This window comes from Micromonospora wenchangensis, assembly GCF_002210435.1.
GTDB lineage: Bacteria > Actinomycetota > Actinomycetes > Mycobacteriales > Micromonosporaceae > Micromonospora > Micromonospora wenchangensis.
Map to the genome: position 1 here is coordinate 120762 of NZ_MZMV01000005.1, position 13508 is coordinate 134269.

A 13508-nucleotide genomic window follows, 5' to 3' on the forward strand; every position below is an offset into this window, starting at 1 on the left:
CCGAACAGCCGAACCGCACTCATGGTCATGTCCATCCGAGGGAATCCCGCGCTGTGCGTGCGAACTCTATCAAGGTGGACCTTTCGCTCAACTGCTCGATTCGTTGCTGCTGAAAATGTACAATCCTGTTTGTTGAGCCCAATAGAACATCCGACGGTCGCAGACCGCACTGCACCCCATGCGTGGCCGTCAGCCTAACGTCCCGGAGGGGTGGACGCACATGCGGCAGATACCGTTTTCGGATCTCGAGGCGATGCCTGGCCATATTCACGAATGGCGGCTCTGCGCCCCTGAAGACCTGGACCCGGCCTACCTCGGTGAGAAAGTCGCCTCCTTCAACCAGGAGAAGCACTTCACGGCAGCGGTTTCCGCGCGGCGCGAACACGCTTCCGAGGACTACTGGATCGCGGTCACCTTCCATATTCCCGGTCATGTCGATCTCCCCGCGCTGGAGGTCGCCCTCCGGCACTTTGTTGAGCGACATGAGGTATTGAGGTGCGGTTTCGAACATCTCGCCGGCGCCCTGCGCTGTGACGTAATGTCCCCGGCCGACGTTACGCTGCAACACCTGGACAGCGGAGAAATGCCCACGGCAGACGCTGCTGCGGACCATCTGAAGGCCATATTCGACCAAGAAATCAGCACTTTGTCGTGGCCGCTGTTCCGGATGGGCGTGCTGGTCGGTGCCGAGCTTTCAATGGTTTTCCTGGCGTTCGACCACATTGTTTGCGACGGGATATCCCTGGCGATAGCCGTCGATCAGGTGCAGCGCGCGTACGCAGACACCCGCGCTGGTCGGCAGTTGTCCGCCGAGCCGGCCGGTAGCTACCTCGACTTCGCCGAAGCTCAACGCAGGAGGTACTCCGGGATCACCGCGGACAGCCCGGAACTAAGGTACTGGCGATCTTTCGTCGCGCAGTCCGGAGGGTTGTTTCCGCAGATTCCGCTCGACCTTGGCGTCGAGGTGGGTCGTATGTATCCGGCCCACAACACAACCTTCCAGCTCCTCGACAACGAAGATGCGACGGCGTTCGAAGACCTTTGTGTCCGTTATGACGGAAAGCTATTCCTGGGTCTGCTGGCTGCGGTGGGGATCGCGCTGCAGAAAGTGTCCGGGGCGACCTCGTACTATGGATTCCTTCCTATCAGCGAGCGGAGGGATCCGCGGTGGAGTGAATCCTTCGGATGGTTCGTCAATACCATGCCCATCGCTTTTCCGGTGTCGGCTGACCTTTCGTTTCCGGAAGTTCTCCACGCCGCACAGGCGAGCTTCAAGTCCCTGATCCAGAGCGTGGACGTGCCGTTCGTCAAGGCCTGGGAATTGCTGGCCCCGCAGTACTATCACCTGAGGACTTGGCCTTTCCCGGTGAACTTCTTTTCTTTTATCGATTTTCGGAAGATGCCTAACTTCGACCAATATGATGTCTGGCAACCCTCGACAATCCCGAATGCATCCCACACGAACACCGCGAACATGTGGTTCTACCGAAACTCGTCCGGCATAAGTCTGAACTGTATGTTCCCGAATGTGCTGAAGTGTCAGCAGGTAATGGCAGCATATCGTTCTGCCGTCGCGACAGTTCTCCTAGACGTGCTTCGCGAGGCTGGCTAGTGCCAACGCCATCCAGTTGGGCGTGGGCGTGGCTGGTCAAGAGCGTGTTGGCAAAGGGGTGAGGGTGGTGTTTCGGTATCAAGAATAGTCAACGAAACAAAATCCGGATCAGGAGCCCCGCTCGGCGGATCGGATTGCCGTAATCCGGACGGTCACGGTAGCTGTCGAGCCGTTGGCGGCGGGTCACCTCGGCGTGCTGACCCGCCTCGCGCCGTTCAAGCTGGTCGATGACGTGCTGGCCGCGACCGGTCGTACACGCTGGCGCTCTACGTCGAGGCTGGTGTCGAGGAGGGCGTGCTCTGCTCAATGGTAGAGCCATGGATCTTTCACTCCTTGCCGCAGCGGCGGTGCTGTTGCGGATGATTCGGCCGTGGTTCATCGGGTGAGGAGCAGGTCAGCCGGCTGCCGGCAGTGGCTGTTCGGGCCAGTTGAGGGCGCGGGCACCGAGCACCGCGGCCTGCAGGGTGAACCGTTGGGCGGGGTCGGCCGGGTTGTAACCGGTGAGGGTGTGGACGCGTTCGAGGCGGTAGGTGACCGCTCGTACCGAGACGTGGATGTGTTTGGCGGTCTCGGTGGCGACGCCACCGGTGTCGAAGTACGCCTGCAGGGTGGCTACCAGCGGTTCGGCGCCGCCACGGGCCCGGGTCAGCGGGTGCAGCACGGCGTGCACGAGTTCGACGATGGCGGGTTGGTCGCGTAGCAGGACGCGGTAGATGAGCAGGTCCCGGGCGTCGACCACGGGAGTGGGCATACGAAGCCGGCCAGCCATGGTCAGGGCCTCGCGGGCTTCCTCGTAGGAGCGGGCGATGCCGTAGAGGCCCGGGTGGGGCCGGCCGACGGCGATGCGCCAGGGCTGCCCGCGGGGCAACCGGCGCAACTGGTCATGCATGAGCCGGCCGAGGTTGTCGTCGGTGTCGTGGCCGGCAGGCGCACCGTCGGAGCTGGTGGTCTCGGCGGGAGCGATGACGACCAGGAGCCCGTCCTTGGTCGCGACGAGAACGTCACGGTCGCCGAGCCGGTCGAAGATGACCGCCTCCAGCACCGTCATCGCCGTGTCGGTGTCCGGCAGCCGCCGGCTCGGCGCGGCCAGGGCGACCTGGTGGACGCGGGCGAGGTCGAGGCCGAACGGCTCGGCCCGGTCGACCAGACCGCCGAGGTCGGAGTCGCCGCGCAGCAGGTCGTCGATGAGTTCGCGGCGCAGCGTCTCCTCGTGTCGGACCAGGTCACGACGGGCGACGGCATAACCCTCGGCCAGGGTCGCGACGGCGTCGTCGATGACGTGCAGCACGGCGGCCGCCGCCGCACGCACGGCCTCACGGTCACGGCTTTGTACGACGTCCGGAAGGTCCTGCCACAGCCGTCGGGCGGCGGAGAGGTAGAGCTGCACCACCCGGCCGGCGGAGATGCCCTGCTCGGCGGCTTTGCGCCCGAGCGTCTCGACGGCGTCGAGTTCGGCGCGCTTGGGTTTACGACCGGTGATGGCGGCATCGGCGAGCAGCGGCAGGTAGTCGCCCAGCAACGCCACGGGCACGTCGCCGGCGTCACGGCTGGCGCTGGCCGCGACCTCGGCGAGCCACTGCCCGTCGGGTTCGCTCGCCGCCGGCCGCTGAATGCGCCGTGTGCCGTTGTCACTCACGTGGCCGCTCCCGTTCACCGTTGCGTCTGACCCAGCATCGCCCATCCTGGCGGCGGTGAACGCCGATTCGAGGTCCGTACCGGTCGATGCGGGGCTGGCTGGCCATCACCCGGAGCATGCCGTGGACAAGGTCACCTTCGCACCCCGGGCACTGGTGAGGCCGCCCCGGCGGCCAACTACCGGGAACTGCGGGGGGACCGGTCGCGCCAGCACCGATGCCACGGCAATCTGCGCTGCGGCGCAGCAGGGCCGGGTCGAGACCCTGTTCGTACGCACGGACCCACCAGCCGGCACCCCGCGGATCACCCCGCCGCGCGCGGGCAGCGACGCGGTGGACCACCGGGACTGCGCCGCAGTGACCACCCTGCGATACGGCGGCACCGTGTACGCGACACCCCGCCACCGCATCCCGGCCACGGCACCGATGGCAGCGGTCCGGCGGTCCTGAGCGCCTTCTGGTTGCCGAACGTCGGCAAGGAGTGACGGTTCAGCTGACCGGCCACAGCCCTGGCCCGGTTCGCGGTGGTCAAGCGACCATGGCCGGACAGCAGGCCCCGACAACGTGGCCAACCCACCGAACGGCTGTCCAGCCGCCCAGCGCAGCAGAGGAGCGGTATGTCTGACGAGCTCGGCGTGACAGGCACTCCCGCGTTCGTGCATGGCTCACCGCGCGACGTCGCGGTGATCGGAGCGGGCATGATCGGGTTGTCCACGGCCTGGTTCCTGCAGGAAGCCGGCGCACAGGTGACGGTCTACGAGCGTCAGCACCCCGGCGCCGGCGCGTCGTGGGGCAACGCCGGCTGGCTGACCCCCGGGCTGACCGCCCCACTGCCGGAACCCGCGGTGCTGCGCTACGGGCTGCGCGCGGTGCTCAGCTCCCGATCCCCGGTGTACCTGCCGCTGCGCGCCGACCGTGACCTGTGGCGCTTCCTGCTGTCGTTCGTGTTCCACAGCACCGCCCGGCGGTGGCGGCGGGGCATGGCCGCCTACGTCCCGCTCAACGAGCGCAGCCTGGACGCCTTCGATGCCCTCGCGGCCGGCGGGGTGAGCACCGTGACGACGCCGGCCGACCCTTTCCTGGCCTGCTTCGCCCGCGAACGTGACAGCCGTGGACTGCTCGACGAGTTGGAACAGATGGGCGACGCCGGTCAGGACGTCACCTTCCGCCCGGTGACCGGCCAGGTGCTCCGCTCGATGGAGCCCGTTCTGAGCGACCGGGTCGCCGCCGCTGTCCAGATCTTCGGGCAGCGGTACCTGAACCCTCCCGCGTTCATCACGTCGCTGGCCGATGCGGTCCGGGCCCGCGGCGGCCGCATCCTCGACAGCAGCGAGGTGACCGGTCTGCAGCCGGCAACCACCGACGTCCGCGTCACCGGCCCGTCCGGGCAGCAGCACCGCCATGACGCCGTGGTCATCGCCACCGGAGCGGCATTCGGCGAACTGGCCACACCCTTCGGGGTACGCCGCCCGGTGCAGGCCGGGCGCGGCTACAGCTTCAGCGTGCCCGTCGAACGGATGCCCGCCGGCCCGCTGTACTTCCCGACGCAGCGGGTCGCCTGTACCCCGTTGGGCAGCCGGCTGCGGGTGGCCGGGATGATGGAGTTCCGCCGACCCGCCGACGAACTGGACCCGCGACGCATCACCGCCGTCGTCGACGCCGTGCGGCCGTTGCTCAACGGGGTGAACCTCGATGACCGCCGCGACGAGTGGGTCGGTTCCCGGCCGTGCACCCCTGACGGCCTGCCGTTGATCGGCGCGACCGCCGCACCGCGGGTGTTCGTCGCCGGTGGCCACGGCATGTGGGGCATCGTCCTGGGGCCGGTCACCGGCCAGTTGGTGGCCCAAGCGGTGCTCAAGGGTGAGGTGCCCGCGGAACTGACGCCGTTCGACCCGCTGCGTTAGCGCACGCGTCAGCACTGCCGAACCTCCGGAACGAACGCAGCCCGCAGCCGCCGGGTCGAGACCCACCGGCGAGCGGGGTAGTTCACGACCCCCACCGATCGCCAGGGCGGAACCGTTCGAGCTTCCGCTTTTCTGGTTTCCCGAAGCACTTCCGGTTTCCCGACCAAGGAGCGGCACATGAGCGTCGACATCGAAGTGTCCGATCAGGGCTGGCTCGCCGGCCTCCGCGCATCGCTGAGCGAGGACTTCGCCGCCCAGACGACCCGGCTCAAGGAACTGACGGAAATCTCGCCCGACACCGGCGACCCCGGCGAAGCACACAACCGCGTTGCACTGGTGGCGGCCACCCGGCACAACCTCGAACAGATCACCGGCGCGCTGCGCCGCATCGCCGACGGCAGCTACGGCCGCTGCGAAAAATGCGACGGCCCCATCCCCGCCGAACGCCTCGAAGTGCTACCGCACGCCCGGTTCTGCGTACCCTGCCAGCAGAAACACCAGGGCTGACCGATATGCACGACCAGCGGCCGCGCCGGCGACGAAGCCGGCGCGGCCGCCGATCGCGGCAGCACTCCGCCCCGTCAGCCGTCAGCCGGATGCCGGTGCTGAGTGCCTGTGACATCCACGTCGACGACGTCCAGGATCCCCAGCAACCCCGCCAACGCGATCGCCTCGCCCCGCGAGAGAGTCAGGCTGCAGGCGGCATCGGGATCGTCGCCGACGCCGTGGATCAGCTCGCGTCGACCGCCGGCGTAGTGGGTGACAACGCCGACCCGACGACCGGTGACGGTGGTGAACGTGTGGCACTCGCCGATGCCCGGCAGCGGTGTGAATTCGACGTCCATGACAGAACTCCGGAAGAAGACGACCGCGACCGCGGCCGGGAAGTGGATACGGATGGCGGGACAGGCCCACGTCAGCCCGTGAGTAGCCGGCGCAGACCGGTGAGCGTGGCCAGCGGCGGTTCGGCGGGCATCGTGACGCAGCGGCCGGTCAACGCGGCCAACCTCGCGGCGATTCCGGGGGCGGTCGCACCACCACCGGTGAGCAGCAGCCGCCGCTGACCACCCCGCGGACGGTCGAGACGGCGCACACAATCGGCGATCGCCGGGATCCGGTCGACGGACCCGGCGTCCTCGACACGCTCCGCCGCGACGATGCTGCGGTCACCGATACGAGCCACTTCGGTACGTCCAGACCCGATGTCCACCACGACCACGTCACCGCCCGGGTCAGGACGGCAGGCCAGAGCGGCCGCGAGTGGCTCTTCCACCGCGCTGACCCGTCCGCCGACGGCACGGCGGACCGCGGCGACAAGCACGTTGCGCTGGCGCAGGGTCGCGGTCGCCGGCACACCGACCAGGACGGGATAGGCGGTGTCGGAAGGTAGGCGGACATCGGCGGTCAGCAGCCGCAGCAGATGCACGCAGGCGAAGAAGTCGCGCACCACACCGTCGCGCACCGGCCACGTGACGCTCACACCGCGGGCCTGAGCGGTCAGCGCAGCTCGTCCGGCCACGTGCCGGTCGGTACTGCGGCGGCCGAGCACCGTCGGTTCAGTGATCACCGTTCCCGACTGCGACGTCCACAGCCGGACGGTGGACGTTCCGAGGTCGAGGGCAAGGCAGGACTGTACGCCCGGACGAGCGTAGGCACCGGCGGTCAGCATGTCGTCCGCCCCGGTACGTCGGAAACCAGGTGTCGAGGGTCAACGAAGGGAAGCGACGTCGCCGGCAGGTCAACGGGCGTGCCGAAGCGACAGTCAGGAACGAGGGGTGGCATGGTGCTCCCAGCCAAGGGGCAGCGTCATATCCGACGCCACGCAACGGGCGGCTTCAGGCGGTGAGCGTCCACGTCGGCGGGGCCCGGTCCGCCGACCATGCCGGTACACAACCCGGGACCGCACGGCGGGCCAGCCGGAAGACGATGCACAACCCGATGTCCCGGGCGGCGGACACGACCAACACCAGCACAGCCCACACGAGCAACGTCGGCAGCGAAGCTCGCCGGCCGACGCCCCCGAAGCCGCGCCCGTCACCCATGGCGGCCACCATAGCCGTACGGACCAGCAAACGGCCACGACAGCACGCAACCCGTCGACCGAGGTCACCGGCATCCGGCCCACCCCGCAACAGGTGACCGCAGGCCGGGTTGCCGGGCGTCGGCAACGAACGCGACGAAGTTTCGCCGGACCCGACCGCTGTCACCGATCTGTTCAGCAGCGACGATGGGATTCGGTAGACGCCCCGTATCCATGGAAGTGATCGGTGTGACCGTGTCCGCGAACGTCCTCTCCTCCGACCGGCGCGCCGCCGGCACGTGTCGCTCGGCCCCGCCGACCGCGGTCGCGATCGACCTCGGCAGCAGCTCCATCGGCGTCTGGGCGGCGCACCGCGGCACCATCAGCGCGCCGTGCGGGGACGCGTTCTCCTCCGCCGGTTCTCTGATCCGGCGCGACCGCATCATCGACGCCGACCGCTGCGAGACCCTGCTGTCTGAGTTGATCCGCCGCTTCGACCAACCGGTACCTCCCGGCGGCGTCGTCGCGGCCTGCCGCCCGGTCCTGGCCGGCGAACACGACCAGACCGTGGTGCGCCGCGTCGTCGAGGCGGTCCTCGCACCCTCCCACCTGGTGTTCATCGACACCGTGCGTGCCGCCGCGATCGGTTCGGGAGCAGCCGCCGGCAGCCTGCTGATCACCGACGTCGGAGCCCAGCTGACCGAGGTCGCCCTGCTGGACCACGGGCGGGTCGTCGCGGCCCGGCGCGCCGACATCGGCACCCGCGACCTCGCCCGCGGCGCCACCGTCGACCTGGTGAGCGACGTCGTCGCACACCACCTCGACGCCCTGCGGGGCGAGACAGCGTGGACGCGACTGGCCCCTGCCCTCACCCGCGGGCTGCTGCTCGTGGGCGACGGTGCCACACATCCCGGCCTGTCCCCGGCATTGTCCGCCGCGCTCCGCCTGCCGGTGCACCGCGCCGCGTCTCCCCGCACCGCGGCGCTCAACGGCGCCGGGCTGGCCGCCATGTCGATGCTGCGCCATCCCGTCCGGATCTGACACCCGGCAGCGCTGAAGGACACCGGCCGGCGCAGCATCGCCGACACGACGTGGGCGCGGCGACGCATGTCCGAACGCACCGGTACGCCGCCGGTAGCCGCCCGATCGACACGGACGGTGCCCGAGAAGCTGACCCACCCCGCGCTGACCCGAACTGCGGTCTCGACGTCACCGCGTCTCGCCACACCAATCCCGAACAAGGAGAAGAGATGTCGCCGAGCACCTACCAGCCGAACGTTCCCGCCTACACCGTCCCCGGACTCAAGCCGGACACCGCCGCCGAGGTGATCTTCCTGTTGCAGGACCGGCTCAACGCGCTCAACGACCTCGCGCTGACCCTCAAACACGTCCACTGGAACGTCGTCGGACCCCACTTCATCGCGGTCCACACCATGCTCGACCCGCAGGTCGACTCCGTACGGGTCATGGTCGACGACGTCGCCGAGCGCATCGCCGCTCTCGGCGGCTCACCCCTGGGCACCCCAGGGGCGCTGGTCAGGCAGCGCGACTGGGACGACTACGCGATCGGCCGGGCGGACACCCACACCCACCTCGCCGCCTTGAACGTCGTCTACGGCGCAGTGATCGAGGCACACCGGGCCGCTATCTACGCGACGGAGAAGGCCGACCCCGTCACCCAGGACCTGCTGATCACCCAGGCCGGACACCTGGAGCAGTTCCACTGGTTCATCCGGGCTCACCTGGAGACCGAAGCCGGTACCCCGGCCAATCAGGAGGGCCACGACGAGAAGGCGGCCGCCGAGCGCGGCCGGAACGGCAGCGCCACCCGCGTTCAGGAGGCCCGGCAGACACCGGCACCGTGGCGCGGTGGCCCCCGGGCAGGAGGCCGATGACGAGAAAACGGAGAGGTGACTGATCCGGACAGCGCCATCGGTCCGGTCGTCGGAGGGTTGTCGTCGGCTGGCGTTCTCGGCATGGCGGTGTCAGCTGAGGACGGCCGCCAGTTGGTCGTAGGTCGGAGCGAGCTGCCGCAACGTTCGGGCGGCGGACTCCGTGTGTCCGTTGACGATGTCGTGCTGGAGGCTGCCGACCAGCCGGGCCTGCCGGGTAGCGACAGCGGCGGCCTCGCCGCGGCCGAGACTGGCAAGTGCAGTGGCGGCGTCGGTGAGCCGCCGAGCACCGACCCGGATCGCGAAATGCGTCAGGTGACCGTGCGTCTCGGGGTCGAGTCCGTCGGTAACCAGGTCAGCGAGGCGGTGCACCGCGGCGGCGCCGCCGATGGTGCCGGGCGGCACGGCAAGGTCGTCGCGCCCACGCAGCCAGGCCACCGCGCCGGGCAGGGCCGCGCGCAGCGCTGCCTCGGTGGTGACCTCGCGGACCTGCCGGAAGTCGCCACGCATGGTGTACGGCTCGACGTGGTAGAAGGTGATCGTGTCGGCGCGCCAGGCGGCCAGGAAGTCCCGGGTCGGCAGGGTCGCGTAGGGGCAGCCGTACGGATCGTGGAACCGGACCAGCGTGTCGTCGGCTTCCAGAACAGCGACGAAGTGGTCCGACCCGATCGGTCCCGTCATCCCGGGCACGTGACGCAACAGCCCCATCTCCAGTGGACCGGCCAGGACGGGGCCGGTCTTGACCGCTTCGTTGAGCATCGCCAGGGCCTGCTCGCCATCGTCGGCACCTTGTCGTCGGCAGGTCCAGCCGAGCAGAGCGATCGCGTCGTCGATGCCGCGGTCGTCCCAGCCGTACGGGTCGAACAGCGGCAGCCGCCCGCCGAGCAGATGCATGCCGAACGGCGAGCCGGTCAGCACTTCGATAACCGATGGGGAGGGGGCCGTCGGGCCGAGGGCCATCGCCAGCGAGTCGGCGTAGCAGTAGGGCCCGGAACCGATGTAGGGGTGCATGCTTCAGCTTCCTCCGATGGTCGAGATGGGGTAGGTGACGTCGAGGAGCGCACCGTCGGTGCCGGGACGGATCTCGACCGGGCTGGCGAGGCTGATCAGGCGGTTCGCGTCGATCCATGCCTCCAACGTCTCGTAGGCGTGCAGGATGTCGGGGAATCCCGCGTCGGCTTCGGCGACCGGTAGGTAGACGTCGGTGCCGGCCGGCGACAGCCGGACTCGCAGGTCATCGACGGGTTCAACGGCGCCGATGAACGCCACCGCGACCTCGACGGGTCCGTCGCTGTCATGGGTGACGAACCCATGGAAGTGCACCAGGGCCGGCCCGTCGCAGGGCACACCGGTTGCCTGCAGCCGGGCCCGGATGCGTTGCTGTGCCTCGGTGACGAAGGTGTCCAGTTCGCCGATGTGCACGCGCCGTTCCTGACACAACAGCTTGCGTGGTGGCCTCAATCGCAGCCCCGGAGCGGCCGTGCTCGGTACGGCGGCGCCGTCAAGGGCTTCGATCAGCTCGCGCCGACGTCGAAGCTGGGCCTCCTGGGCTGCCAGCCAGGCGCGGAGTTCGGCCTGGCGGGCCTGCGGGCTGAACTCCAACAGCGTGGCGATGCGCGCCAGCGGCAGACCCAGGACGCGCAGCCGGGCGATCAGCCGACCACGGGGAATCTGATCCCGGTGGTAGCGGCGGTAGCCGGTGGCGGGGTCGATGGCTGCGGGCACCAGCAGACCCTGCTCGGCATAGAGCCGCAGCGCCTTCGACGACAGGCGGGTCGCGGCGCCGAACTCGCCGGGCAGGATCAGCTCCACGTCGTTCACCCGCCCAGCCTGGGCCATTCCCTTGGGGCGAGGTCAAACACGTCCGCAGTCGTCCTCGTCACTCAGGCGGTGCCGATGCGAGGCAAGGCCGGCTCTGCTCGGTTCGTCGGTCATCCCGGCCGATCGACAGATGCAGCAGCGGCAGCTCGTCTGGCCAGTTCTTGACATAGGCCCAGTCGAATTCGTCTTCTTCGCCGGCGTCAGCGGCCGCACCCCCACTCACCCGGGACGGAACTCGCTCAGTGCGGCGAGGCGACTCAACTCGCGGCGGATGGTCAGGTTGTTGCGGCGCAGTAGGCGGTGCAACGCCTGACCGCACAGGTGGTCGTAGCGGATGTCCTCCGGTGAGATACCGGCGATCTTGCCCAGTGCGAAGGCCGCAGCGGCATCCTCGTTGCGGCGGGCGTGGAGAAAAGCCAGTGGAATGAAGAACCGCGCCTGACGGTCGGGCGGATAGTCGTCGGGGATGTCCACCTCTGCGGCCAGCCGCATCGCCTCGGCGATGCGACCGAGACGGATCTCGGACTGCACGGCGCTGATGCCCACCTCGGTCATCCCGAACGGGATCATGTGGGGCTGCAAATCGTCCGGAACGTTCCGGGCGATGCGGCGGGCGTCCTGCAACAACTGGAAGCAACGCTCGACATCGAGGTCCGCCGCGGCAGCCTCCGCAGCCACCAGGAGCAGCGCTCCACGCAGCGACAGCAGATTGTCCGCCCGGGCGTCGCCGGGCGGTTCATGGGCCGCCGCAGCGAGAGCCAGCCGCTGCGCCTCCTCGTAACACCCCTGCCGCAGGTAGCTCGACGCCCCGTGCCAGGCCGCAGCCAACAGCGATTCCCCGCCGACCCGCCCGGCGGCCACCAACGCCCGGTCGGCCATGATCCAGGCGAGCTGCTCCTCGTTCACCCGGGACAGGATCGTGCGCGCCAGATAGTGCACGGAAAGCGCGGCAGCGATCGGATCGGCGGTGACCTCGGTACGCAGCCGCGCGGACGCGTCCTGGATCAGTTGGGGCAGCAGCAGGAAGGTCCGCTGGTAGCGGTTCGCGTGACCAGTCCAGATCCGCCAGGCTTCCTCGACCTCCCGCTCCAGCGAGACGACCTGCGGGCGGCGCTGCGCCTCGTCACCGAGAAGATCGGTGCCCACCGCACTGAGGATCGCCGCCCGGGTCCGCGCCACCGCGTTCGCCGGCCGCGATGTCCGTGACGCGTGCGCCTCGGCAAGACCGAGATCCGTCAACAGGTCGCCGATGTCGAGAACGTCGCTGATGCGTATCGCGTATTCGATGCTGTCCAGGCGACGCTTGCCGTTCTCGATCTGCCGAAGCCACTCTTCACTGCGACCGATCAGGTCGGCTAACACCCGTCGGGACATTCCGCGTCTGCGTCGTGCTGAAGCTATCCGGTCGCCCACGGATGGCGGCTGCCTACCGGGCACGTTTCTCGGCCCCATCACGCTACGTTATCAGCCTTATAGAGCGACTCCCGGATAGTTCGAGGGCTGACTGCCATTGCCGAAAAAACGCACAAACTTCGGCCGGTGGTGGTCAACAGGCTGGAATTTCCATCGCGTTGCCGGGCGCTCCGGATCAGGAGCGCCCGGTCGAATCCCTGCGGTGTGCAAGTCGCAAGAAAACACCACCGCGCAGTCAGCTCAGCCCGTGAGGAGGATCTTGCCGGTGAGCCCGGCGCGCCGGGCATGGGCGACGGCCGCGACGACCTCGCTCAGGGCATACCGGCGTGTGACGGAAGACGGCAGCGTCCCGTCGAGAGCATCGGCGATGATATGCCGTCCTATCCGGGCAATCTCGTCCGGCGGCATTCCGCTCAGGTAATGAGGCAGCCAGAATCCCTCGACGGTAAGACCCCGGAAGATGAGGTGAGCCGGTGATGCGGCGACCGGCTGACCGCAGAGCAGTCCGAAACTGACCATAAGACCACCCGTACGAAGACACCGCAGCGCGTCGGTTCCCGTTTCCCCACCGACAGCGTCCAGCGCCGCAGAGGCACCGACGCCATGCGTCAGTGTGCCCACCACGGAAAGCAGATCCGCGCGGCTGGTGTCGACGAGGTGATCGGTCGGCGGAAGACCCTCGACGTTCACCGGGCCGCTGCCGCGATGGGTGCTGACGGTATTGACCCCCTGTGCGTACGCGAGATGCGCGATCATCCGGCCCACCGCGGACAGCCCGGCGGTCTGAACAAGCCACGCCCCGGGCGGGAGCGCGACACGGCGCAGCAGCAGACGGGCGGTGAACGGATTGATCATCAGTTGCGCGCCCACATCGTCGTCGATGCCGTCGGGAAGCACCAGGACGTCGGCGGCGGGCACCACCACGCTCTCCTGCCAGGTGCCGAACGCCGAGACGGCAACCCTGGTACCGGCGGCGAGACCGACGTCGGCACCCGTGGCGTCGACGCGACCGACGCCCTCGAAGCCGGGAACGGCAGGAAGCACGGGACGTCGACCGTAAGCCCCGCTGATGTAGAGCAGGTCCGACGGATTGACCGGCCGGTGGGTCAACCGGACCCGGACCTCACCCGGCCCCGGTTGCGGCCGGGGAAGCTCGACCTGCCGGAGCACGGCCGCCGGCTCGCCGTGGCGGCTGAACTGAATCGCGTACAT

13 protein-coding genes are annotated in these 13508 nt (G+C 68.8%); 5 read left to right on the top strand and 8 right to left on the bottom strand.

The features are described from left to right. The first annotated feature begins 220 nt into the window (after positions 1-220). Entirely contained in the window at positions 221-1612 is a 1392-nt protein-coding gene (locus tag B5D80_RS04425; RefSeq protein WP_158224123.1) for a condensation domain-containing protein, read from the top strand. A gap of 394 nt (positions 1613-2006) precedes the next feature. Here the strand turns inward: B5D80_RS04425 and B5D80_RS04430 are convergent, their stop codons facing one another. Then, positions 2007-3248: a PucR family transcriptional regulator gene (locus tag B5D80_RS04430; protein WP_245854228.1), complete on the bottom strand. Its 1242-nt coding sequence runs from the start codon at positions 3246-3248 to the stop codon at positions 2007-2009. 615 nt (positions 3249-3863) lie between these two features. Here B5D80_RS04430 and B5D80_RS04435 point away from each other — a divergent pair. Both B5D80_RS04435 and B5D80_RS04440 read left to right on the top strand, forming a co-directional pair. Then, the gene (locus B5D80_RS04435; RefSeq protein WP_088642466.1) at positions 3864-5150 is read left to right on the top strand and encodes an NAD(P)/FAD-dependent oxidoreductase; all 1287 of its coding nucleotides are present in this window, start codon (positions 3864-3866) and stop codon (positions 5148-5150) included. Between the two features lie 177 nt (positions 5151-5327). Continuing rightward, positions 5328-5657 (top strand): TraR/DksA family transcriptional regulator, encoded by a 330-nt coding sequence (locus tag B5D80_RS04440; RefSeq protein WP_088642467.1) that lies wholly within the window; start codon positions 5328-5330, stop codon positions 5655-5657. A gap of 74 nt (positions 5658-5731) precedes the next feature. On the opposite strand, the gene B5D80_RS04445 is transcribed toward B5D80_RS04440, so the two are convergent. The 3 genes from B5D80_RS04445 to B5D80_RS04455 all read right to left on the bottom strand — a co-directional run bounded on the left by B5D80_RS04445 (position 5732) and on the right by B5D80_RS04455 (position 7192). Continuing rightward, on the bottom strand, positions 5732-5995 hold the full coding sequence (locus B5D80_RS04445; protein WP_088642468.1) for a cation:proton antiporter regulatory subunit: 264 nt from the start codon (positions 5993-5995) through the stop codon (positions 5732-5734). Between the two features lie 71 nt (positions 5996-6066). Next, positions 6067-6819, bottom strand: coding sequence for a rod shape-determining protein (locus tag B5D80_RS04450; RefSeq protein WP_088642469.1), 753 nt, complete (start codon positions 6817-6819; stop codon positions 6067-6069). Between the two features lie 166 nt (positions 6820-6985). Then, the gene (locus tag B5D80_RS04455; protein WP_245854230.1) at positions 6986-7192 is read right to left on the bottom strand and encodes a hypothetical protein; all 207 of its coding nucleotides are present in this window, start codon (positions 7190-7192) and stop codon (positions 6986-6988) included. Between the two features lie 227 nt (positions 7193-7419). On the opposite strand from B5D80_RS04455, the gene B5D80_RS04460 reads away from it, so the two are divergent. Then, positions 7420-8211 (top strand): rod shape-determining protein, encoded by a 792-nt coding sequence (locus B5D80_RS04460; RefSeq protein WP_158224124.1) that lies wholly within the window; start codon positions 7420-7422, stop codon positions 8209-8211. 209 nt (positions 8212-8420) lie between these two features. Next, positions 8421-9065 (top strand): Dps family protein, encoded by a 645-nt coding sequence (locus tag B5D80_RS04465; RefSeq protein ID WP_088642472.1) that lies wholly within the window; start codon positions 8421-8423, stop codon positions 9063-9065. A gap of 90 nt (positions 9066-9155) precedes the next feature. Here B5D80_RS04465 and B5D80_RS04470 read toward each other — a convergent pair whose 3' ends face one another. From B5D80_RS04470 to B5D80_RS04485, 4 genes are all read right to left on the bottom strand, one after another. Then, complete coding sequence (locus B5D80_RS04470) at positions 9156-10022, bottom strand: hypothetical protein (RefSeq protein ID WP_211291390.1); 867 nt, start codon at positions 10020-10022, stop codon at positions 9156-9158. 54 nt (positions 10023-10076) lie between these two features. Next, the gene (locus B5D80_RS04475; RefSeq protein WP_245854232.1) at positions 10077-10883 is read right to left on the bottom strand and encodes a MerR family transcriptional regulator; all 807 of its coding nucleotides are present in this window, start codon (positions 10881-10883) and stop codon (positions 10077-10079) included. A 219-nt stretch (positions 10884-11102) separates the two neighbouring features. Further along, positions 11103-12335 (bottom strand): helix-turn-helix domain-containing protein, encoded by a 1233-nt coding sequence (locus B5D80_RS04480; protein ID WP_088642475.1) that lies wholly within the window; start codon positions 12333-12335, stop codon positions 11103-11105. 201 nt (positions 12336-12536) lie between these two features. After that, the gene (locus B5D80_RS04485; RefSeq protein WP_088642476.1) at positions 12537-13508 is read right to left on the bottom strand and encodes a zinc-dependent alcohol dehydrogenase family protein; all 972 of its coding nucleotides are present in this window, start codon (positions 13506-13508) and stop codon (positions 12537-12539) included.

Excerpts from the sequence above, each read along its gene's own strand:
- B5D80_RS04425 (WP_158224123.1), top strand. The coding sequence starts at position 221 with ATGCGGCAGATACCGTTTTCGGATCTCGAGGCGATGCCTGGCCATATT.
- B5D80_RS04435 (WP_088642466.1), top strand. The coding sequence starts at position 3,864 with ATGTCTGACGAGCTCGGCGTGACAGGCACTCCCGCGTTCGTGCATGGC.
- B5D80_RS04440 (WP_088642467.1), top strand. The coding sequence starts at position 5,328 with ATGAGCGTCGACATCGAAGTGTCCGATCAGGGCTGGCTCGCCGGCCTC.
- B5D80_RS04445 (WP_088642468.1), bottom strand. The coding sequence starts at position 5,995 with ATGGACGTCGAATTCACACCGCTGCCGGGCATCGGCGAGTGCCACACG.
- B5D80_RS04450 (WP_088642469.1), bottom strand. The coding sequence starts at position 6,819 with ATGCTGACCGCCGGTGCCTACGCTCGTCCGGGCGTACAGTCCTGCCTT.
- B5D80_RS04455 (WP_245854230.1), bottom strand. The coding sequence starts at position 7,192 with ATGGGTGACGGGCGCGGCTTCGGGGGCGTCGGCCGGCGAGCTTCGCTG.
- B5D80_RS04465 (WP_088642472.1), top strand. The coding sequence starts at position 8,421 with ATGTCGCCGAGCACCTACCAGCCGAACGTTCCCGCCTACACCGTCCCC.
- B5D80_RS04470 (WP_211291390.1), bottom strand. The coding sequence starts at position 10,022 with ATGGCCCTCGGCCCGACGGCCCCCTCCCCATCGGTTATCGAAGTGCTG.
- B5D80_RS04480 (WP_088642475.1), bottom strand. The coding sequence starts at position 12,335 with ATGGGGCCGAGAAACGTGCCCGGTAGGCAGCCGCCATCCGTGGGCGAC.
- B5D80_RS04485 (WP_088642476.1), bottom strand. The coding sequence starts at position 13,508 with ATGTACGCGATTCAGTTCAGCCGCCACGGCGAGCCGGCGGCCGTGCTC.